Source organism: Roseobacter sp. HKCC-CH-9208, assembly GCF_037805125.1.
Classification (GTDB): domain Bacteria; phylum Pseudomonadota; class Alphaproteobacteria; order Rhodobacterales; family Rhodobacteraceae; genus M30B80.
The window spans coordinates 687566-707797 of the sequence record NZ_JBBLYK010000001.1 but is presented as its reverse complement, the minus strand read 5'-3'; the positions used below and the strand labels follow the sequence as shown (position 1 = coordinate 707797).

The 20232-nt window shown below is 54.3% G+C and carries 18 protein-coding genes; 11 read left to right on the top strand and 7 right to left on the bottom strand.

Going from position 1 to position 20232, the window contains the following annotated elements; translation table 11 throughout:
• Positions 1-10: 10 nt before the first annotated feature.
• Together AAC621_RS03505 and AAC621_RS03500 are read right to left on the bottom strand one after the other, a co-directional pair.
• Positions 11-889: a phytanoyl-CoA dioxygenase family protein gene (locus AAC621_RS03505; RefSeq protein ID WP_340252284.1), complete on the bottom strand. Its 879-nt coding sequence runs from the start codon at positions 887-889 to the stop codon at positions 11-13.
• Complete coding sequence (locus AAC621_RS03500; RefSeq protein ID WP_340252282.1) at positions 889-1635, bottom strand: GntR family transcriptional regulator; 747 nt, start codon at positions 1633-1635, stop codon at positions 889-891. The genes AAC621_RS03505 and AAC621_RS03500 overlap by 1 nt, the downstream gene beginning before the upstream one ends.
• 83 nt (positions 1636-1718) lie before the next feature.
• Here AAC621_RS03500 and uxaC point away from each other — a divergent pair, with 83 nt between their 5' ends.
• Genes uxaC through AAC621_RS03480 form a run of 4 tightly spaced genes read left to right on the top strand, consistent with a single transcriptional unit; the run spans position 1719 to position 6120 of the window.
• Positions 1719-3122 (top strand): glucuronate isomerase, encoded by a 1404-nt coding sequence (gene uxaC, locus AAC621_RS03495; protein WP_340252280.1) that lies wholly within the window; start codon positions 1719-1721, stop codon positions 3120-3122.
• A gap of 13 nt (positions 3123-3135) precedes the next feature.
• Positions 3136-3960, top strand: a complete 825-nt coding sequence (gene kduI, locus AAC621_RS03490; RefSeq protein ID WP_340252278.1) for a 5-dehydro-4-deoxy-D-glucuronate isomerase — start codon at positions 3136-3138, stop codon at positions 3958-3960.
• Positions 3957-4703: a 2-dehydro-3-deoxy-D-gluconate 5-dehydrogenase KduD gene (gene kduD / locus AAC621_RS03485; RefSeq protein WP_340252276.1), complete on the top strand. Its 747-nt coding sequence runs from the start codon at positions 3957-3959 to the stop codon at positions 4701-4703. Before kduI ends, kduD begins: the two co-directional genes overlap by 4 nt.
• Complete coding sequence (locus AAC621_RS03480) at positions 4693-6120, top strand: mannitol dehydrogenase family protein (RefSeq protein ID WP_445322480.1); 1428 nt, start codon at positions 4693-4695, stop codon at positions 6118-6120. The genes kduD and AAC621_RS03480 overlap by 11 nt, the downstream gene beginning before the upstream one ends.
• Here AAC621_RS03480 and AAC621_RS03475 read toward each other — a convergent pair.
• Entirely contained in the window at positions 6117-8066 is a 1950-nt protein-coding gene (locus AAC621_RS03475; protein WP_340252272.1) for a transketolase family protein, read from the bottom strand. The two genes, AAC621_RS03480 and AAC621_RS03475, sit on opposite strands and share 4 nt — an antisense overlap.
• A 10-nt stretch (positions 8067-8076) precedes the next feature.
• Positions 8077-9417, bottom strand: a complete 1341-nt coding sequence (locus tag AAC621_RS03470; RefSeq protein ID WP_340252270.1) for an NAD(P)H-dependent oxidoreductase — start codon at positions 9415-9417, stop codon at positions 8077-8079.
• 226 nt (positions 9418-9643) lie between these two features.
• Here AAC621_RS03470 and AAC621_RS03465 point away from each other — a divergent pair, with 226 nt between their 5' ends.
• From AAC621_RS03465 to AAC621_RS03455, 3 genes are read left to right on the top strand one after another with little or no spacing between them, the layout of a single operon-like run.
• On the top strand, positions 9644-10462 hold the full coding sequence (locus tag AAC621_RS03465; RefSeq protein ID WP_317656691.1) for a transketolase: 819 nt from the start codon (positions 9644-9646) through the stop codon (positions 10460-10462).
• Complete coding sequence (locus AAC621_RS03460) at positions 10459-11505, top strand: transketolase family protein (protein ID WP_340252268.1); 1047 nt, start codon at positions 10459-10461, stop codon at positions 11503-11505. Before AAC621_RS03465 ends, AAC621_RS03460 begins: the two co-directional genes overlap by 4 nt.
• Before the next feature lie 37 nt (positions 11506-11542).
• Complete coding sequence (locus AAC621_RS03455; RefSeq protein ID WP_340252266.1) at positions 11543-12295, top strand: SDR family NAD(P)-dependent oxidoreductase; 753 nt, start codon at positions 11543-11545, stop codon at positions 12293-12295.
• 2 nt (positions 12296-12297) lie between these two features.
• Here the strand turns inward: AAC621_RS03455 and AAC621_RS03450 are convergent, their stop codons facing one another.
• The 3 genes from AAC621_RS03450 to AAC621_RS03440 form a co-directional block, all read right to left on the bottom strand.
• Positions 12298-13278: a LysR substrate-binding domain-containing protein gene (locus tag AAC621_RS03450; protein ID WP_340252264.1), complete on the bottom strand. Its 981-nt coding sequence runs from the start codon at positions 13276-13278 to the stop codon at positions 12298-12300.
• Positions 13279-13347: 69 nt separating this feature from the next.
• Positions 13348-14193, bottom strand: a complete 846-nt coding sequence (locus AAC621_RS03445; RefSeq protein ID WP_340252263.1) for a fumarylacetoacetate hydrolase family protein — start codon at positions 14191-14193, stop codon at positions 13348-13350.
• A gap of 31 nt (positions 14194-14224) precedes the next feature.
• Positions 14225-14896 carry a GntR family transcriptional regulator gene (locus tag AAC621_RS03440; RefSeq protein ID WP_340252262.1) on the bottom strand — a complete coding sequence of 224 codons (672 nt, stop codon included), beginning with the start codon at positions 14894-14896 and terminating at the stop codon, positions 14225-14227.
• 195 nt (positions 14897-15091) lie between these two features.
• On the opposite strand from AAC621_RS03440, the gene AAC621_RS03435 reads away from it, so the two are divergent.
• From AAC621_RS03435 to AAC621_RS03420, 4 genes are all read left to right on the top strand, one after another.
• Complete coding sequence (locus tag AAC621_RS03435; RefSeq protein WP_340252260.1) at positions 15092-16105, top strand: TRAP transporter substrate-binding protein; 1014 nt, start codon at positions 15092-15094, stop codon at positions 16103-16105.
• A 101-nt stretch (positions 16106-16206) separates the two neighbouring features.
• Positions 16207-17010, top strand: coding sequence for a TRAP transporter small permease subunit (locus AAC621_RS03430; protein ID WP_340252258.1), 804 nt, complete (start codon positions 16207-16209; stop codon positions 17008-17010).
• A gap of 2 nt (positions 17011-17012) precedes the next feature.
• A complete protein-coding gene (locus AAC621_RS03425) occupies positions 17013-18641 on the top strand; it encodes a TRAP transporter large permease (RefSeq protein ID WP_340252256.1) in 1629 nt (542 codons plus the stop codon).
• Between the two features lie 95 nt (positions 18642-18736).
• Entirely contained in the window at positions 18737-20227 is a 1491-nt protein-coding gene (locus tag AAC621_RS03420) for a UxaA family hydrolase (RefSeq protein ID WP_340252254.1), read from the top strand.
• Positions 20228-20232: the final 5 nt, after the last annotated feature.

Below are 20232 nucleotides of genomic sequence, written 5' to 3'. Positions count from 1 at the left end.
CTATGGGGTCTTAGGCGTAGATGCCTTTTTGTGCTTTTGCGCCTGCCATCATCGCTTTGGCGCGCGACTGCCTTATTTCGTCATAAAGATCAATTGCGCGAGACTCAAACAGAGTTTGCGGCGCGGTGTAATGGATAAACTTGCCCACCCGGTCGATGCCACGCGCAAGCATAGCAAAATCCTGATCGGCCATGTTTTGCGCTACTTTAGGCGTGAGATAGCGTACTACAACCGCGATGCGCCGATCATCCGAGACATTTGGACCAGAGCCATGAATGGTCAGCCCGTGATGTAACGACATTTGCCCCGGCATCAGCTCAATGGCGGTTTTGTCTGTCTCGGCCACATCGACCGCAATCTCTTGGCCACGCGACAGCAGGTTCTTCTCACTGAACGTATCGGTATGAGGTAGAATTTCCGATTTATGACTGCCTTTGACGAAATCCATACAGCCACTTGCCCGCGTTGCTGGAGAAAGGGCGATCCAAGCGGTGACCATCTCAGAGGTGGTGCCCATTCCCCAATAGGTCAAGTCTTGATGCATCGAGACATACTGATCGCTTTGCGCGTTTTTAATGAAAAACTCGGCACTATAGATCAAAATATCAGGTCCAAGAACGCCTTCAATCACGTCTAAGACCTGTGGCTTGGTCGCTATCTCATGGACAAAGGGCATTACCAGCTGCGCGTTGACGCGTTTGTAGGTGTTGAGGGGCAGGGGCAAATCACCGTCTAGCCAATCACGCTCGACCAATTCCAGTTGAGTACGATAGGCTTGCGCCTCATCGCGTGACAGAACATCTATTGGAAATAGAAACCCATCCTCCCAATAACGTTCGATCATATCTGGGGCGAGATGGCTTCCGTTGCGCGCAACAGGTTCTTGCATTAGAGCATCCTCTTTTCTGGCAATCTGAGAGGCAGGGATGCCTCATTTGGGTCGTCATCTTCGAAATAGTCTTCGTGCTCGGTCCGAATACGGATCAGTTGCTCATGGATCCGTGAGAGATGCGCGCGTATTATATCGGCCGCGCCATCAGGATTACGATCAGCCAAGGCGCGGGTCAGTGCGATATGATCATCCCATGCCGTTTGCGATGAAAACGCCAAGGACAGCATTCTGACCCGATCCATATGGCCTTTGTTTTCGGCAATCAGGTCCCATGTAAATTCTAGCCCCGCCCGCAAGCAGATTTCGCGGTGGAAGGCGTCATCGGCGGCATGAAACCGCAGCTTGTCGCCCGCGTCTTTGGCGGCGGCCTGTTCTGCGATCAGCCCCTCCAATGCTTGAATATCCGCCGTAGTAAGCCGCGTGGCCGCATGGCGCACGGCCTCAGCCTCAAGCGCGATGCGAATGAACTGGGCCTGCATCACCGCCCGGGTGGAGATCAACGACACCAATGTGGCGCGTTGCGGGCGGATCAGCAGGAAGCCCATTTTCGAAAGCCTGTAGAACGCATCGCGCACTGGTTGACGGGAGACTTCAAACCGTTTTGCGATCTCAGCTTCTGACAGCTTCTCACCAGGTTTCAGGTCAAGGTTGAGCACCTGTTTGTGCAATTCCCCATAGACCAAATCCGCGATCGCAGGGCGGGCGGTTCGGTCAAGCGATATGAGTGGCATATCTTGGGTCATTTCAGGATCAATCCCTGTCTGATTGACGTAGGTTATATACTAGCATATCAGTTTGCAAGAAGATTAATCAAAAGGGGCCGCCTATGAGCTTTTTGAGCGAAGACCGCCTGTTTCCTACAGAGCCTACAGCGCGGTTGCTGGCCCGTGCGCTTTATGCGCAGGTCAAGGATGCGCCGATCATCTCACCCCATGGTCATACCGACCCCCAGTGGTTCGCGCAGAATGAACCCTTTGAAGACGCCGCCAAACTGTTCATTACGCCAGATCACTACGTGTTTCGGATGCTTCATTCCCAAGGTGTCGCGTTAGAGGATTTAGGCGTGCCGCGTGCCGATGGTGGTGCGGTGGAAAGGGAGTCGCGCAAAATCTGGCGGTTGTTTGCGCGACACTATCGCCTTTTTGCAGCGACCCCTTCGCGGATGTGGATTGACCACGCGCTGCAAGATTTGTTTGGCCTAGATCAAAGATTATCGCCAGAGACGGCAGACGCGGCTTTTGATGCCATCAACGAGAAATTAGCAAGCTCCGCCTTTCGGCCCCGCGCCCTATTTGAGCGCTTCAACTTAGAGGTTCTTGCAACCACGGAAAGCGCGCTTGATGACTTGGCCCACCACCGTAGGATCCGCGACAGCGGATGGCAGGGTCGTGTAATCACCACCTATCGGCCTGATGCGGTTATTGATCCTGATTTTGATGGGTTCATAGGCAATGTCGAAGCCTTCTGTGCGCATGGTGGCGGTGCTGTAACATGGGAGAGTTATCTCGCGGCCCATCATACCCGCCGCGCGTATTTTGCATCTTTGGGTGCAACTGCGACTGACCATGGCCACCCAACGGCCAACACCGCCAATCTCTCGCAGGCCGAGGCCGCGGCCCTGTTTGACGATGTCATGACAGGCAAGGCTGATCCCGCCACGCGGGAGTTGTTTCGCGCGCAAATGCTGACAGAGATGGCGCGCATGTCGATTGCAGATGGTTTGGTGATGCAAATACATGCAGGATCACAGCGCAATCATTCAGATTGGGTCTTGGCGCGCTTTGGTCGGGATAAGGGTTACGACATCCCACAACGCACCGATTACGTCACCGCGCTGCGCCCTTTGTTGCAGGAATTTGGCCGCGCGGACGGATTTCACCTGATCCTATTCACCTTGGACGAAAGCAGCTACGCCCGCGAACTGGCACCTTTAGCGGGGGTATATCCTTGTCTCTTTCTGGGCCCGCCTTGGTGGTTCCATGACAGCTATGAAGGGATGATGCGCTTTCGCCGTTCGGTTACGGAAACCGCAGGCTTCTATAACCTTGCAGGGTTCAATGATGACACCCGTGCCTTTTGCTCGATCCCCGCGCGCCACGATGTCGCCCGGCGGGTCGATGCGGCCTATTTGGCGGAATTGATTGTCACGGGACGCTTGGACGAAAGCGAAGCGGGTGATCTGATGCAGGAATTAACCACGGGGCTTGCGCGCCGTGCCTATAAACTTTGAAAGGACTGCCCTGATGATCGAGGTTGAAACCCGCCATGCCATTCACCCTGACCACGCAAAGGGTATGGATACGGCAATGTTGCGCGCGTCCTTTTTGGTTGAAGGTCTGTTTGAGAGCGGCAAGGTCAAGCTGTGTTATACGCATTATGACCGCTTCACCCTTGGCGGCGCTGTGCCAAATGGCGGCAGTCTGCGCCTTGATAAAATTGCACAGACGCGCACGGCCAGTTTCATGGAGCGCCGTGAACTGGGCATCGTCAATATTGGGGACACAGGCCAAGTCAGCGCGGATGGCCAGCTGTGGGAGATGGCGCAGGGCGATGTGCTTTATCTGGGCATGGGTGCGGGCGATGTGACCTTCTCTGGGGCGGGGCGGTTTTACATTACCTCCGCCCCCGCGCATCGCCGCTATCCACATCGTCATCTCACACCGAAAGACAGCAATCGCGTGGCCTTGGGTGCGGCTGAGACGGCCAATGAGCGCGTGATCAACCAATTCATCCATCCTTTGGTGATGGAAAGCTGCCAATTGGTCATGGGCTACACCACTTTGGGTCGAGGATCGGTCTGGAACACGATGCCGCCACACACGCATGATCGGCGCATGGAAGCCTATCTTTATTGGGATATGGCGCCCGAGGCGCGGGTGCTGCATCTGATGGGGGAACCGCAAGAAACCCGTCATCTGGTTGTGGGAAATGAGGCGGCTGTGCTCTCGCCGCCGTGGTCAATTCACGCGGGCGCGGGGCATGGGCATTACAGATTCATCTGGGCCATGGCAGGGGATAATGTCGATTTCACGGATATGGATTTTGTCGATCTGGAGGATCTAAGATGAGCGCGTTTTCCCTCGCAGGCAGACGGGCCTTGGTGACGGGGGCGAATACGGGCATTGGTCAGGCCATTGCCCTTGCCTTGGCCGATCAAGGGGCATCTGTCACTTGTGCGGGGCGGCGCGACTGCGCTGAAACTTGCACGGCGATTGCGGCGAAGGGCGGTATTGCTGATGAGATGATCCTTGATTTTGCGGATCCCATGGCCGCGCGCGAAATTTTTGCGGGCGCGGGCTATTCCATCTTGGTCAATAACGCGGGCATCATCCGCCGCGAGGACAGTCTCGATTATACGGAGGCGGATTGGGATGCGGTGATGGATGTAAATCTCAAGGCGTTGTTTTTTACCACGCAGGCCTTCGCCAAGGCGCATCTTGACCCCGCGCCGCGCGGCCCCGCAGCGGTGGTGAATATTGCCTCATTGTTGGCGTTTCAGGGTGGCATTCGCGTGCCTGCTTACACGGCCTCAAAACATGGGGTTGCGGGTTTAACCAAAATTTTGGCCAATGAATGGGCGGCAGACGGCATCAACGTTAACGCGATTGCGCCGGGTTATGTTGTGTCCAACAACACGGAAAACCTGCGCAAAGATGCCGATCGCAATGCGGCAATTCTGGCGCGCATTCCCGCAGGTCGATGGGGCGAGCCGTCAGATATTGGTCATACGGCGGCCTTTCTCGCCTCGCCTGCGGCGGCTTATATTCATGGTGCGGTGATCAATGTAGATGGAGGATGGCTTGCCCGATAGCCCTTTGACCCGCACGGTATCTGCCCCAAGCCCGGGCATTGTTCACTTGGGCCTTGGCGCGTTTTTTCGCGCGCATGGGGCAATTTACACGCAACAGGCCATGGCAAAGGCATGCGGGGATTGGGGGATCATCGGGGTTTCTCTCAAATCGCCCACAACCCGTGATGCGCTGCAACCGCAAGGCGCTGTTTATCACGCTTTGGAACTTGCCCCAGATGGTGCGGAGCTTCTCCTTGTTACAAGCCTAAGCGCGGTTTTGGTTGCCCCAGAAGACCCTTCTGCGGTTTTTGCCGCAATGGCAGACCCTTCGGTCAAAATTGTTTCGCTGACCGTCACGGAGAAAGGCTATTGCCACCATCCCGCAAGCGGCGCGTTGGATCGAGATCACCCTGATATCATCCATGATTTGACCCATGATAGCCCGCAAAGCAGCATTGGCTATCTCACCCGCGCGCTTGCCTTGCGCAAGGCGGCGGGCATCCCGCCCTTTACCGTTTTGTGCTGTGATAACCTACCTCATAACGGGAAACTTTTGCGCGGGCTGGTTTTGGAATTTGCACAAATCCTTGACCCAGATCTTGCACAATGGATCGCGGATCATGGGGCCTTTCCGTCAACCATGGTCGATCGGATCGTGCCCGCTACGACCGATGAGACCCGCGCAGAAGTGGCACGCCTGACGGGCTTTGCCGATGCCGCACCCGTGGTGCATGAACCTTATCGCCAATGGGTGATGGAGGATGATTTTGTCGGCGGTGTGCGCCCTGCATGGGATCAGGTCGGGGCAGAGTTGGTGCAAGATGTCGCCCCCTATGAGGATATGAAGCTTCGGATGCTCAACGCCTCCCATTCGGCCTTGTCTTATTTGGGTTATGTTGCGGGGCATCATACGATCACGGATGTTATGGCTGATCCCGTGTTTGACGCCTATGCGCAACGGCTGTGGGCGCGCGAGATCATTCCTCATTTGACCCCGCCTAAGGGTGTATCGCTTGAAGATTATGCGGCAGCCTTGCGTGCACGGTTCAAGAACCCTGCGATCCAGCACCGCACATGGCAGATCGCGATGGATGGCAGCCAGAAATTACCGCAACGCCTGCTTGGGACATTGCGCGCGGCGCGCAAAAAGGGGGCTGAGGATCGGGGTCTGATCCTCGCTGTTGCAGGTTGGATGCGCTACACCGCTGGCTTTGACGAGGCGGGGGAGGCGATTGAGTTGCGCGATCCTATGGCCGATGTCCTGCGGGCCGCTCATTCAGGCGTGGATGGGGCCGAGGCGGTTACACGAATTTTGGGCCTTGAGGCGATCTTCGACCCAAGCCTTGCCGCTGATATTCATGCTCCCGTGACGGATGCCTATCTAGCCCTGTCCCGTGAGGGGGTGCGCAAAACGCTAGAGAATTATCTTACGACTTAACGCGAAAGCCGTGCTTTGGCGGCGGCAACAATGGCCTCGGTTGTGATGCCGAAATGGACGAAGAGTTCGGGCGCTTTTGCAGAGGCGCCAAAGCCCGTCATGCCGATAAACGGATCTTCTGGGGCAAGGATTTGATCCCATCCGAACCGCACAGCGGCCTCAATACCGATTTTGGGCCCCGTGCCCAAGATTGCGGCGCGCTGCGTGGGGCTTTGGGTTTCGAAAATTTCCCAACAGGGCAACGAGACAACCGTGGCGCGGATGTCTGCCTCTTGCAACTGCGCGGCTGCGTCAAGCGCAAGTGCAACTTCACTGCCTGTTGCAATCAGCGTGATATCGCGAGGGTCTTCGCCTGCCAGGATGTAGCCCCCATTGGCACAACCCGATATTTGGGGCAGCTGCACCAAGTCCTGACGGCTGAGCGCCAAAAGGGTGGGGCCTGATTTGCGGCGCAGAGCTTGATCCCATGCCATGACTGTTTCGCGCGCATCGGCGGGGCGCATCACCCAGAAATTCGGCATAGCGCGAAAACTGGCGAGGATTTCAACGGGCTGATGGGTTGGTCCATTCGACCCGACCCCGATGGAGTCATGGCTAAAGACAAAAAGCACGGGCAGCCCCATCAAGGCGGCCATCCGCATCGCAGGGCGCTCGTAATCTGCGAAGGCCAGATAGGTCACATTAACCGCAGTCAGCCCACCATGGGCGGCGATCCCGCAGGCCATTGCCCCCATTAAATGCTCGCGCACCCCGCAATGCACATAGCTGCCTTGGCGGTTCTCAGGGCCGAATGCCGCGCGACCGCGCTTGTGATTGGTGGGGGCCTCCAAATCTGCGCAGAGAATGCACAGCTCGGGCAAAGCGGCCTCTAATCCTTCGCAAACATCACCTGATGAGGCGATTGTCGCGCGGGCTGCGCCCGTTGCTGTTAAACGCGCCTCAATATCGGCCATAATTTGCGGCCAGTTTTGGGGCAATACGCCCTCTATTCGGCGGGTAAATTCTGCCGCCTTTGGGTCAGATTTTAGACGCGCGGCCCAATCCCGCGCGGCATCTCTGCTGCGCGACATTGCGGCTGTCCAATCGGCATAAATGTCTTGCGGGATCACAAAGGCCTCGTGCGCCCAGTTGCGCGCAGCGCGCGCCTCAGCCGCGTCTTTTGGAGAGAGTGGCGCGCTATGTCCGCCGCGTTGCCCCTGAAGGCGGGGGATGCCGCGCGCGATTGTGGTGCGGCAGGCAATCAAAGACGGACGGGGGTCAGACTTTGCAGATAGAATGGCGGCATCAATCGCGGCGATATCATGGCCATCCACCTCGACCACATGCCACCCCGCCGCTGTGAAACGGGCGGGAATGTCCTCGCTGATCGACAAAGCAGTGTCGCCGTCATCGGTGATATGGTTGTCATCCCAAAGAAATGTCAGACGCCCCAAGCGCAAGTGACCCGCCAGTGAAATCGCCTCTTGGCCAATGCCCTCCTGCAAGCAGCCATCGCCAACAAAGGCCCATGTGCGATGATCGCAGAGATCAGCGCCAAATTCCGCGCGCATCCGTTCTTCGGCCACGGCCATGCCAACCGCACAGGCGATGCCCTGGCCAAGCAGCCCCGTGGTGATCTCAATCCCTGCATCTTGCTCAATCTCGGGATGGCCTGCGCAGACCGATTGCAATTTTCGAAAAGATTTCACCGCCGCAAGATCAACCTTCTCATAGCCTGAGAGGTGCAACAGCGCATAAAGCAACATAGATCCATGACCATTGGAGAGAACCACGCGATCGCGGTCGGGCCAGAGCGGGTTTTTGGGGTCAACCTTGAGGTGATTGGCGTAAAGCGTTGCGGCAATCTCGGCCATGCCAAGCGGGACGCCTTGATGACCCTCACCCGCTGCCACAATCGTATCAAGTGCCAAAAAGCGGATTGAATCCGCCATGGATTGGATGTTCATGCTGCCCTCCCTAGCCATTGGCCATTTCGCGCAAGGCACGGCGCATCTCAAATATATCGAGATCGTCTTTAATTTCGACATCGTCTAGGGTCACGATCTGGTCGCGGGCGATGTCGCGCTTGAGTTTGATGTGGTGTGCAAGCCCGATTGGCAAGGCATTGACCTTGGCCGCGCGCGTTGCGGGGATTGCCTTGGCCCACACTTTGAACCCGCCTTCGCCGTCCAAATAGTCGCCTGCTTTGAAATCCCCTTTGGCGGTTGCGACTGCATCGGCGCGGTAAAGCGTTGAACTGCCTGTGGCCTCGCCTCGCAAAACCGCATTCAACACGGAAACCGATGTTTCAAGGCCGATCAAATGAAACGGCCGCCACATCGACCCATACCACCCGCTGTCATCGGTCAAGAGCCCATATTGTTGAAAGCAGGCCCGCGTATATTCATCGGGCGCCCGAAAGGTGACAAACATTCCGTACTGGATATTGTTCATCACCACCCGCCCATCGGGCTCGCGACTTGCTGCGATATCGACCAAACCTGCACGGGCCAATTGCCCGCCTTCGGATTGGGGTTTGAATACGCGTGCCAGATCATGCAGGCCCGCAGGGTGAAAGGCCAAGCCATCCTCTGGACAGTCAAGCCCTGTGGCATTGGCGACCGCGGCCATTTCAATCGCGGCCTTCGTGCCATCGGTGAAACTGTTATACATTTTTGGATTGAAATCACCTGCAGCGACTTCTTCATCGCTCCACCCGAAAAAGCCCCAGACCGTGTCGGGGGTCGAATAGCGGTAATGCGGGCAGAAATTCATGCCCTTTCCTGCGGCGACCAATTCAAAGCCGCTCGCCTGCACCCAATCGACAAGTTCGCAAATGGCGGCGGGCTGATCGCCATAGGCCATGGAATAGACCACACCTTTTTCACGGGCGCGCGCGGCCAGATAGGCCCCGCATAGAACATCGGCCTCAACATTAACCATGACCACATGTTTGCCCGCCTCAATGGCGGCAAGCGCATGGCGGATGCCTGCAATCGGATGCCCTGTGGCCTCAATCACGCAGTCGATGCCATCAAATTCCATCAACGCGTGCGCGTCATCAGTAATGCAGGTTTTGCCCGTCTTATAAGCGTCAGAGAGGGTTTGGGCGTCATAGGCCTCGGCAGCCCAATGAACGCGCGCGAAGGAGGCTTTGGCCTTGCTGATATCAAGATCCGCAACGCCCACGATGTGATAGCCCTTGATGTGCTTTGCCTGCGCGAGGATCATTGAGCCAAATTTCCCCGCCCCAATCAAACCAACACGCACAGGCCCCTTGGCGGCATTATATTCGGCAAGCAGTCGTGACAGGTTCATGATGTCTTTCCCCTATTGGTTGCGGCACAAGCCCTATCTTTGATAACGGGACGGCTGCGACAATAACCATCATTTTTTTTGAGCATTATCTTAAAGCAGGGCTTAAAGATAATTCATTTATCTGGTCTTGTTTTTCGCCCTGTCGCTGCCGCATCTTCTGCGCGGATATCACGGGGAAATCGCAGAGCATGTAGGGAGGGGTCTTGTGAGCCAGAGCGGAGCAAATATGTCGCTGGCACAACGGGCTTGGGCCATTCGGCGCAACGCGCTATTGATGGGCGAGGTGCAGGGGCAAGGCTATATCGGTCAGGCGCTTGGTGTCGCTGATGTTTTGGCCGTGTCCTATTTTCATGCGATGCGCTTGCGCGCCGATGATCCAGAATGGGAAGGGCGCGATAGGTTTTATCTCTCCATAGGTCACTATGCGATCGCGCTCTATGCGGCGCTGATTGAAGCGGGGATTTTGCCCGAGGATGAAATCGCCACCTATGGCATGGATGATAGCCGCCTGCCGATGTCGGGCATGGCCGCCTATACGCCTGGAATGGAGATCACAGGCGGATCGCTTGGTCATGGGTTGGGCATTGCGGTGGGCGCAGCCTTGGGTCTGAAACGCAAGAACAACCCTGCCTTTGTTTATAATCTTTTGTCAGATGGCGAACTTGGCGAAGGCTCGACTTGGGAGGCCGTGATGTCTGCCACCCAATGGAAATTGGACAACCTGATTGCGATCGTTGATTTCAACAATCAACAGGCCGATGGTCCAAGTCGTGCGGCCTTGGCCCAAGGGGCCGAAGCGCCGAAATGGGAGGCCTTTGGCTGGTTCGCACAAGAGGTGGATGGCAATGATTTAGCAGCGGTGGTTGCGGCCTTTGATGCGGCCAAAACGCATCCCAATCCATGCCCTCGTGTTATTATTTGCAATACCAAAATGTGTCATGGGATCAGCTTTCTTGAGACCCGTGAGAAAACGCATTTTATCCGTGTCGAAGCCGATGAATGGGCCAAGGCCTTGGCTGAGCATGAGGAGAAAAAGCCGCTATGAGCATCCCTCCCCATTCCCGCAGAAAGTCGAAATATACCCCCCGCAGCCGCGCAAGTGGCGCAGATGCAGTGCGCACATCCGCTATGATCGCCTCTCTCGATGCCGAAGGCCGCGAGACGATTGCAGCGCCATTTGGTCATGCATTGGTGGACTTGGCCAAGACCCGTGCGGATATCGTGGGGTTGTCTGCCGATTTGTCGAAATACACCGATCTGCATATTTTTGCGCAGGCCTATCCTGAGCGGTTTTATCAGATGGGCATGGCCGAAGGGCTTTTGATGTCGGCCGCAGCAGGGCTTGCCCGCGAAGGGTTTACGCCCTTTGCAACCACCTACGCGGTTTTTGCCGCGCGGCGCGCCTATGACTTTATCGCTATGGCGATTGCAGAGGAAAACCTGCCCGTCAAAATCGTCTGCGCGCTGCCGGGTCTGACCACGGGCTATGGCCCAAGCCATCAAGCGACCGAAGACATGGCGATCATGCGGGCGATGCCCAATATGGTGGTGATTGACCCTTGCGATGCGGTGGATGTGGCACAGGCCACGCGCGCCATCACAGACTATAACGGCCCTGCATATATGAGGCTTTTGCGCGGGCAAGTGGCCAATGTATTGGGCGCGTATGATTATAGTTTTGAGCTTGGTCGCGCGAAGTTGCTGCGCGAGGGTGCGGATGTTTTGATCATTTCTTCAGGGATCATGACCATGCGCGCTTTGGATGCGGCGCAGGTTCTGGCGCAAGATGGCATTGGCGTTGCGGTGTTGCACAGCCCAACCATCAAACCCTTGGATCAAGACACAATTCTTGCCGAGGCACAAAAAAACGGGCGCCTTGTGGTGGTTGCAGAAAATCATTCCATCACCGGCGGGCTTGGTGATGCGGTCGCCAAGACGCTGATGACGCATGATGTCTTCGTGCCATTGCGCCAAATTGGCTTGCCAGATGAATTTTTGGACGCAGGCGCATTGCCAAGCCTGCATGACCAATACGGGATCACAGTTGAACGGATTGCAGAGCAACTGCGCCGTTGGGTCGACCAATAACCACGCGCCGCGCGGCGCGGTCAAAGGAGAAGCGAGAATGGGTTTACTGGACGGACAGATTGCCATCATCACAGGGGCTGCAAGCCCGCGCGGATTGGGCAAGGCCACGGCAAAGCTTTTCGTCGAGCATGGCGCAAAAGTGGCAATCTTGGATTTGGACGAGGGCCAAGCCGAAGAAGCCGCCGCTGATTTGGGTGCGGGCCATATCGGGCTTGCCTGCGATGTGACCCGTAAAGAGGATTGCGACCGCGCGGTCGCTGTGATCCTCGAGGCCTATGGCAAGATTGATATTTTGGTCAATAATGCAGGCATCACACAGCCGTTAAAGATCATGGAAATTCGCCATGAAAACTATGATGCCGTGTTAGATGTGAACCTGCTTGGCACGCTGAATATGAGCCAAGCTGTAATCCCGCATATGCGTGAGCGCCAAAGTGGCAAGCTTGTGAATATGTCATCGGTATCGGCGCAGCGGGGCGGCGGTATTTTTGGCGGGCCGCATTATTCGGCGGCCAAGGCGGGTGTTTTGGGCCTGACCAAGGCAATGGCACGGGAATTGGCGCCTGATGGCATCCGTGCCAATGCGATTTGCCCAGGATTTATCGCTACCGATATCACGGCGGGCAAGCTGACCCCTGAGATGAAGGTGCAGATCCTTGCGGGCATCCCGATGGGGCGCGCGGGCGAAGCCTCGGACGTGGCAGGTTGCGCGTTGTTCTTGGCATCTGATCTTTCGGCCTATGTCACGGGCTCTGAGGTCGATGTGAACGGTGGATCGTTGATCCACTGAACCTAATGCTGCTCTGCCGCCCGCTCGAGGTCGAACTCTATACGGGTTTGACGCAATCCGTGGCGGGCGCAGGCAGCGGTGATTTCAATTTCGAAATCCTTGGTCTGCGATTTTAACCATGCAAGAAATTCTTGCACAGCGCGCCGCTTGATATAGCGGCTCGGGCAGATCGCCCAATAGGATGTAAAGCGCAAAACGGGAATTTGCGGCAGAACTGGCACAAGCCGCCCCTCGGCGATTTCAGGCATAGCTAAGGACATGCTGTCGAGCACCACGCCCACCCCATCAACGGCCAGTTGCAGCGCCATAGAGGAGCGATCCATCAAAATCGGCATATGCCGTTCGGGCAGGGTGATGGCATTGTGGTTCAGCCAATAGTCCCACTGGCACAAGGTCCGTGGCGTGCCAATGAGACGTGCCGCGGCAAGGGTGGCGGCGGCATCGCCGCTTTGTGGGAGCTCTTTTAGGTAGTCGGGGCTGCACAGGGGAACCACGCAATCGTCAAACACCGCTTCGCTGTGATAGCCTGGCCAATTCCCCGTGCCATAGCGTAGATCCAGTTCCATCATCTCGCGGTCAAAATCGGTGGGGTCGGGGGCCGCATCAATGTGAAGATCCCAATCAGGATGTCGCGCGATGAAATCAGACAGGCGGGGGCCCAACCACCGCACCCCAAAACTGGGGGTTACGCGCATATTCAGCTGATAAGTTTCGCGCCCGCGTTTGAAATGACGGCTTGTGTCGCGCAGCATGCGAAGCGCCACAGAGGCCGATTGAAACAGTTGCTCGCCTTCCAGCGTCAGGCTCAACATACGCCCCTGACGGCGGAACAGCTTTACGCCCAGATTTTGTTCAAGAAGTTTGATTTGTTGGCTGACCGCTGAGGGCGATACTGACATCTCTTCGGCGGCGCGGCTGATCGTGCCCCGCCGTGCCACGGTTTCGAAATACAGAAAGCCGTTAAGGTTGGGCGTGCGCGACATGGGGACAAACTCTGGCCGAACATAAAAAACCAAGGCGGGCCAACCCCGCCTTGGGAAACTTAGATGGCCTTAGCTTGCAGCTTCGGCTGTTTGTTTTTGTGCGCCGAGACCCTTCACTTCGATCTCCATCATATCACCTGGCTTGAGGAATCGTTGCGGTTTCATCCCCATACCTACGCCCGAAGGTGTGCCTGTCGCGATGATATCGCCCGGAACCAGTTTCATGAATTGGCTCATGTAGGAGATGATTTTCGCGACACCAAAAATCATATCATCGGTGTTCGAATCCTGCACAACTTCGCCATTCAGCGACAAGGTTAGCCCCAGTTTTTGTGGATCGCCAACCTCATCTGCGGTGACCAGATAGGGGCCTGTAGGGCCAAAGGTTGGGGCAGATTTGCCTTTGATCCACTGACCACCTTTTTCGATTTGGAACTCGCGCTCTGAGACATCGTTAATGGTGCAATAGCCCGCCACATAAGAGAGCGCATCTGCCTCGCTGACATAAAGCGCCTCGCGGCCGATCACCACGCCAAGCTCGACCTCCCAATCGGCTTTGACCGAATTGCGTGGAATGACCACAGGGTCAAACGGGCCAGACAAGGATGAGGTCGCTTTGGAGAAAATGATGGGCTCCTTTGGGGGCTCTGCGCCCGTCTCGGCGGCGTGTTTGGCATAGTTTAAGCCAATGCAATAGAAATTAGGCACAGAGGCAAGGCAGGCCCCAATCCGACCAGGATTGGCAACAACGGGTAGCGTTGAGATGTCGATTTTGCGGATTGTGTCCAAAGCCTCAAGTGACACGGCTGCGCCTGCGAAATCGGCGACATGGCCCGACAGGTCGCGCACTTGGCCTTCTGCATCTAGAATAGCTGGCTTTTCCTGACCCTGGGGGCCGTAGCGCAGTAATTTCATCTATTATTCTCCCACTCTTGATTTGATCTCGTTATGTACCCTTCCGGGCATGTTGGTTTGTAATCTGTTGACGAATATCTTCGGCTAATTGTGACAGATGCGCTCCCACTGCGCTGCAAGCGGCCCGTTTGTCTCTCATTTTCAACCCTTCTAGGATAGCGTTATGTTGACTGACGACACGATCTCGGTTGCGACGTTGCCGCGCGGCTAAATAGCGTGCGTGCCATAGCCGTTGCTGAAAGGCTTGATGTGTCTTTGCTAGTGCCGAGTTGTGCGACGCTTTGGCGATAGCTGTATGAAACGACATGTCAATCTCAAACATGTCGAGGGGGTCGAACTGGTAGAAATTCGAATCCATATTTTCAACAATTTGCTGCATGTCCTCTAGATCTTTCTCGGTCGCGTTTTCGCACGCTAGTTCAACGGAAAGATTTTCCAAAGCAATAAGGACTGCAGCCTGCTCTGTTGCGGACGTTATATTCAGCTCTGCAACTATTGGACTCCTGCTTGGCCGAAGCTCAATGAGCCCTTCCTTGGACAGCATACGGATCGCCTCGCGCATCGGCGTACGACTCACACCCATCACGATGGCTGTGTCTCGTTCCTTGATTGGATCGCCAGGTTTGACGTCACCTCTAAGGATGCATCTTCTGAGCTTTAGAGCCGTTTGGTCAGCCAAATTTTGCGACGAAAACTCTGACATAGAAATTTCACAACCGAAAACAAACCAACTAACAACGTTTGAAGTAATTGAGATGAAAAATTTTGGTATACCAAAAGTTGTTGATTGTCGATAGCGCTTTGGCTACCGTCGATTCTAGATGGTGCGCCATCGAATTTTAAAAGCTGCAGTACAGCAGCAAAATACTCAGCGGCTAAAGCCGCAAAGGGAGGAACGATGAAAATTAAATCGCTTTTAGTAACAGCTGCAGCGGGTGCTATGGTCGCCGGCGCAGCGGCAGCGGACCCGGTCAATCTCCGGATCCAAACTCACCACGCTGCTGAAACGCCGCTTGGTCGTCATATTACACAGTGGGCTGACGACGTTAACGTAATGTCGGGTGGAGACATTACTGTAGAGATGTTCTTCTCCTCATCTGTTGTGGGTTCTGTTGAAACTTGGGACGCTGCGGTTAACGGCATTCTGGATTGCGACGCAACCGGCGCCGCTTACCAAACTGGTAAAAACCCTGCCTTCCAATTCTTGGGCGATATCATGGGTGGTTATGACACTCCATGGCAGCAGTATTCGTGGCTTTACCAAGGCGGTGGATACGACGATGCCCAGGAGCTGTACAATGCATACAACATGCAGCTCATCGGCTGGTCGCTGTTTGGCCAAGAATCGATGTCTTCTTCCCGTCCAATCGCTGGACCAGCAGATCTTGTAGGTTGGAAGTTCCGCTCGCCTCCTGGAATGGAGACCGAGATTTTTGAGAAGCTCGGCGCATCGCCTATCGTGATGGACTTTACCGACATCTTTACCGCTCTTGAGACGGGTGTGATCGACGGCGCCGACGCTTCTGCGCTTGCTAACAACGTAGCAATGGGTCTTTACGACATCGTAGGGCATGCGTCATTCCCTGGCTTCCACTCAATGCCATCTGACCACCTAGCCTGTAACAAGGACGTTTGGGATGGTTTGACTGAGCAGCAGCAGCGCATCATGGAAGTTGCATGGCAGAAGCTTTCTCTGCAGCTGACCCTTTACATGGACGTTGCAAACGCCGAAGCGGCGGCTCAGTTGACAGCAGATGGTATCGTGCTTCACGACTGGTCGGCAGAAGATCGTGCGATGTTCCGCTCGATGGCTCAAGAAGCTTGGGCTGACTGGGCAACACGTTCGCCTGAGGCAGCTGCGCTGGTAGACAGCCATGTTGAGTACATGACCGTTCTGGGCCTGATCAACTAATGCTCAATGGCCGCAATTAGCGGTTAGCTCGGGGCTGGCGAACTACCAGGTTCGCCAGCCCCTTCCAGCAGAGTTAAACCAACACGTGATTGGGGCAAATTATGCAGACTAATAGTCTTTGGTTGGGGAAGATGCGCCAACCAGTAAAAATGCTAGCGATTGCATCTGGCTGTATTACGGGCGTCATCTACTTGTATCTCTTGTCCACCCATTTGTGGGCAGAGGAAGGTATGGGCCTGTATGAGATGATCCGGCCTGAAGGGCGGCCAATTGTACCGGTTACTTGGGTATCAGTTGCCTTTACTTTAATCATGACCTCGCTTTATTTTTCTGACACCAAAGGTGCGATTGAGCCCGTGCCCGACGGCTTTTTTGACAAACTAACTTTGGTGACGTCCAGGCTTACCATGATCGCGATTGCTGTAATTGTGATGGTAATGTTCTACGAGGTGGTTGCGCGGTATGTATTTTCAGCGCCAACTTTGTGGGCCAACGAGATGTCGCTTTGGATTGCTGCTTTCGTGTTCTTGTTCGCTGGTCAGTACGCCATGCAGCAGCGAAGCCATATTCGGATCTACGTTATCTACGATATGATGCCACGCTGGGCGCAAAAAACTGCTGACGTTATTTCTGTTGTTTTAATCGTTTTCTTTGCCTTTGCGCTTGTCTGGGGGGGCTACAACGATGCGGCAGCACGTTGGGCCCGTATGGAGGTTTTCGGAACGTTTTGGGATCCACCCATCCCAGGCACATTGAAGGCTTCACTTCTGGCCATCATCAGCTTGGTCGCTGTGCAAGCTGTGTCCAACCTCTTCTCAGATTGGAACAAGGCTCCTGAGCACCTTGCCCACGATGACATTGATGAAACGGAAATCGAAAATATTCGTAAGACTTTGGAGCAGTAAACATGGAATTTTTGGAATTATTTTCGTGGATCAAGACTGATGACATCGGCACAATTAGTCTTGTTCTGCTCCTTTCAATGTTTGCTTTGTTGGCGATTGGTATGCCGCTTGGGTTTGCATCGGCTGCGTTGGCAGTTCTTGTTCTGGGTATGAAGTTTGGCCCGGAATTCATCTTCAGAGATTTTGGCTCTGGCCCATTGGCCGTTCTCAGTCAGGCAATTTATCGCCAGATGACAAACTACGTTCTGATTTCGGTTCCTCTCTTTATCTTCATGGCGGCACTACTAGAGCGCTGTGGTATCGCCCGAGACATGTACAGTTCTCTGAACGTTTGGTTGAGCCGAACTCGGGGTGGTATTGCAGTAGTGACCGCGATTATGGCGGTCATTATGGCTGCCATGTCCGGCATTATTGGTGGTGAGGTTGTACTTCTGGGCCTCATCGCTTTGCCCCAAATGCTGCGTCTTGGATATAATCAAAATCTGGCAATCGGAACCATCTGTGCGTCTGGCTCCTTGGGTACAATGATCCCGCCATCTATCGTTTTGATCTTCTATGGCTTGGTGACTGAAACTTCGATCAAGGCTTTGTTCACAGCATCTTTCCTACCTGGCTTCATGTTGGCGACGTTTTTCATTCTTTACATCTTGATCCGCACCAACCTAAACCCGTCACTTGCTCCTCTGCCGGAGCCTGATCCTTCGATGCCTTCTGGATCCGAAAAGGGTATGTTGTTCCTTGGCTTTTTCGCTAAGTTTGCCATGTGGGTGACGGGTGTCCTCTTCATCCGAGCTGTGTTTTTCACGCTCACTGGTGACAATAAAATCGTAGAAGGTATTGATCCAATTCCGTTGGGGATGGTTGCTGATATTCCCTACATTGTTGGAGCCTTTGCTCTGGCTACAGCGACCGTGTTTTTGTTGGTTGGAAAAGAACGCACCGAACGTGGTTGGGAGATGGGCAAAGGCTTGATTGCCCCTACGATCGTGATTGGGGTTGTTCTGGGTTCCATCTATATGGGTATTACTGGGATCACAGAAGCTGCCGGGATGGGCGTGATAGCAGTGTTTGTGCTTGGGTTAGTCCGTCGCGAAATGACCTTCGAGATTGTTTGGGACAGCCTTATGAGGACGTTGAAGTCTACCGGCACAATTATCTGGGTTACGATCGGTGCCGCAGCTTTGGCAGCAGCATACACGCTAGCTGGTGGACCAACTTACGTTGCTAACTTGATCGTTGCTTCGGAGTTGCCAACAATGGGCGTTATCTTGATGATGATGCTCATCTTCCTCATCATGGGCATGTTTATGGACTGGATTGGCATTGTGCTTTTGGTAATGCCAGTGTTCTTGCCTATCGTGACAAGGCTTCCGATTGAGGAGATAGGACTAATAGGCCAGCTCGAGCCTCGCTATGTCGCAATTTGGTTTGGTGTGGTGTTCTGTATGAACATGCAGGTAAGCTTCCTGTCGCCACCATTCGGACCAGCGGCGTTTTACCTAAAATCGGTTGCGCCGCCGCACATCACATTGACGGCCATTTTTAGAGGTTTCCTGCCCTTTATTCTTCTGCAGCTTTGCGCTTTGGCTGTATTGCTCATTTGGCCCAACATGGTGACGTTATTCCTTTAGGATAGGTCAATAACTTATCAAAATTGGAGCGCGCGTAATTGTGAAACAAATTGCGCGCGTTCTTCTATGGACGTTGTGTTTAGTGGTGTTTGGATATGAAGACAGTAAGACTTTCCCAATCCGATAATGTTGTTACTGCCCTAGAAACTCTTAAAATTGGCGATGAGGGCGCGGTTCAAGAAATTCCTCGTGGTCACAAAGTTGCTTCAGAGGATATTCCGGCGGGTTCAGCAATTATCAAATATTCCCAAACTATTGGTTACGCAGGCTGCAACATACCGAAGGGTTCGCATGTGCACACGCACAACTTGGAATTCCGTAACGTAGATACCGAGTATGAATATTCAACTAATCTGCGTCCTGTCGTTGCTGCAGACCAGATAGATTATTTTATGGGGTATCGACGTGCCACGGGTCGCGTTGGTACCCGTAATTATATTGCAGTCTTAACCAGCGTTAACTGCTCTGCAACTGCGGCTCGCTTAATCGCCGAACATTTTACCTCTGAACGTCTAGCAGCGTATCCGAATGTAGACGGGGTGGTTGCATTCGTCCATGGAACTGGCTGTGCGATGGGTGGAGACGGCACTGGCTTTGAGCTGCTGCAGCGAACTCTTTGGGGATATGCACGAAACCCAAATGTTGGTGGAGTTCTTATGGCCGGTTTAGGCTGTGAGATGATGCAAATTGATTGGCTGATCGAAGCCTATGGTTTGAAGCCTGGCCCATTGTTTCAGACAATGAATATTCAAGATATCGGTGGACTTCGCCGGACAGTCGAATGGGGTATCGAAAAAATTAACGCCATGCTGCCTTTGGTAAATGAAGCCCAGCGTGAGAAATGTCCCGCATCTGAGTTAATGGTTGCCCTTCAATGCGGCGGATCAGATGCATGGTCTGGAATTACCGCTAACCCAGCAGTTGGATATGCATGTGATCTATTAGTTGCGCAGGGAGGCACGGGAGTTTTGGCCGAAACTCCTGAAATTTATGGGGCCGAACACCTTTTGACGGCCCGTGCGGCAGATCGCAAAGTTGGCGATAAGCTGATTGAATTAATTAAATGGTGGGAAACTTATACATCGCGCAATGGGGGGTCGATGGATAACAATCCTTCTCCCGGAAATAAGAAGGGCGGTTTGACCACAATTTTGGAAAAATCCTTGGGCGCAGCGGCCAAGGGCGGGACCACTCCGCTTACCGGTGTTTATAAATACGCTGAGCCGGTCACAACCAAGGGGTTCACTTTCATGGATAGCCCCGGATATGACCCGGCAAGTGTTACGGGACAAATTGCAAGTGGTTGTAACCTAGTTGTCTTCACGACAGGGCGCGGTTCGGCCTTTGGCTCTAAGCCTTCACCGACTTTAAAGGTAGCAACAAACACTGAGATGTATAACCGACTTATTGAAGACATGGATGTGAATGCCGGTCGTATTCTCACTGACGGCGCATCTGTCGAGCAAGTAGGACGTGAAATCTATGATGCTTGGTTATGTATGGCGTCTGGTGAGAAATCAAAATCTGAGACGCAGGGGTTGGGTGATTTTGAATTTGTACCATGGCAAGTTGGCGCGGTGATGTAAGGTAG

Excerpts from the sequence above, each read along its gene's own strand:
- AAC621_RS03505 (WP_340252284.1), bottom strand. The coding sequence starts at position 889 with ATGCAAGAACCTGTTGCGCGCAACGGAAGCCATCTCGCCCCAGATATG.
- AAC621_RS03500 (WP_340252282.1), bottom strand. The coding sequence starts at position 1,635 with ATGACCCAAGATATGCCACTCATATCGCTTGACCGAACCGCCCGCCCT.
- uxaC (WP_340252280.1), top strand. The coding sequence starts at position 1,719 with ATGAGCTTTTTGAGCGAAGACCGCCTGTTTCCTACAGAGCCTACAGCG.
- kduI (WP_340252278.1), top strand. The coding sequence starts at position 3,136 with ATGATCGAGGTTGAAACCCGCCATGCCATTCACCCTGACCACGCAAAG.
- kduD (WP_340252276.1), top strand. The coding sequence starts at position 3,957 with ATGAGCGCGTTTTCCCTCGCAGGCAGACGGGCCTTGGTGACGGGGGCG.
- AAC621_RS03475 (WP_340252272.1), bottom strand. The coding sequence starts at position 8,066 with ATGAACATCCAATCCATGGCGGATTCAATCCGCTTTTTGGCACTTGAT.
- AAC621_RS03470 (WP_340252270.1), bottom strand. The coding sequence starts at position 9,417 with ATGAACCTGTCACGACTGCTTGCCGAATATAATGCCGCCAAGGGGCCT.
- AAC621_RS03465 (WP_317656691.1), top strand. The coding sequence starts at position 9,644 with ATGTCGCTGGCACAACGGGCTTGGGCCATTCGGCGCAACGCGCTATTG.
- AAC621_RS03460 (WP_340252268.1), top strand. The coding sequence starts at position 10,459 with ATGAGCATCCCTCCCCATTCCCGCAGAAAGTCGAAATATACCCCCCGC.
- AAC621_RS03455 (WP_340252266.1), top strand. The coding sequence starts at position 11,543 with ATGGGTTTACTGGACGGACAGATTGCCATCATCACAGGGGCTGCAAGC.
- AAC621_RS03450 (WP_340252264.1), bottom strand. The coding sequence starts at position 13,278 with ATGTCGCGCACGCCCAACCTTAACGGCTTTCTGTATTTCGAAACCGTG.
- AAC621_RS03445 (WP_340252263.1), bottom strand. The coding sequence starts at position 14,193 with ATGAAATTACTGCGCTACGGCCCCCAGGGTCAGGAAAAGCCAGCTATT.
- AAC621_RS03440 (WP_340252262.1), bottom strand. The coding sequence starts at position 14,896 with ATGTCAGAGTTTTCGTCGCAAAATTTGGCTGACCAAACGGCTCTAAAG.
- AAC621_RS03435 (WP_340252260.1), top strand. The coding sequence starts at position 15,092 with ATGAAAATTAAATCGCTTTTAGTAACAGCTGCAGCGGGTGCTATGGTC.
- AAC621_RS03430 (WP_340252258.1), top strand. The coding sequence starts at position 16,207 with ATGCAGACTAATAGTCTTTGGTTGGGGAAGATGCGCCAACCAGTAAAA.
- AAC621_RS03425 (WP_340252256.1), top strand. The coding sequence starts at position 17,013 with ATGGAATTTTTGGAATTATTTTCGTGGATCAAGACTGATGACATCGGC.
- AAC621_RS03420 (WP_340252254.1), top strand. The coding sequence starts at position 18,737 with ATGAAGACAGTAAGACTTTCCCAATCCGATAATGTTGTTACTGCCCTA.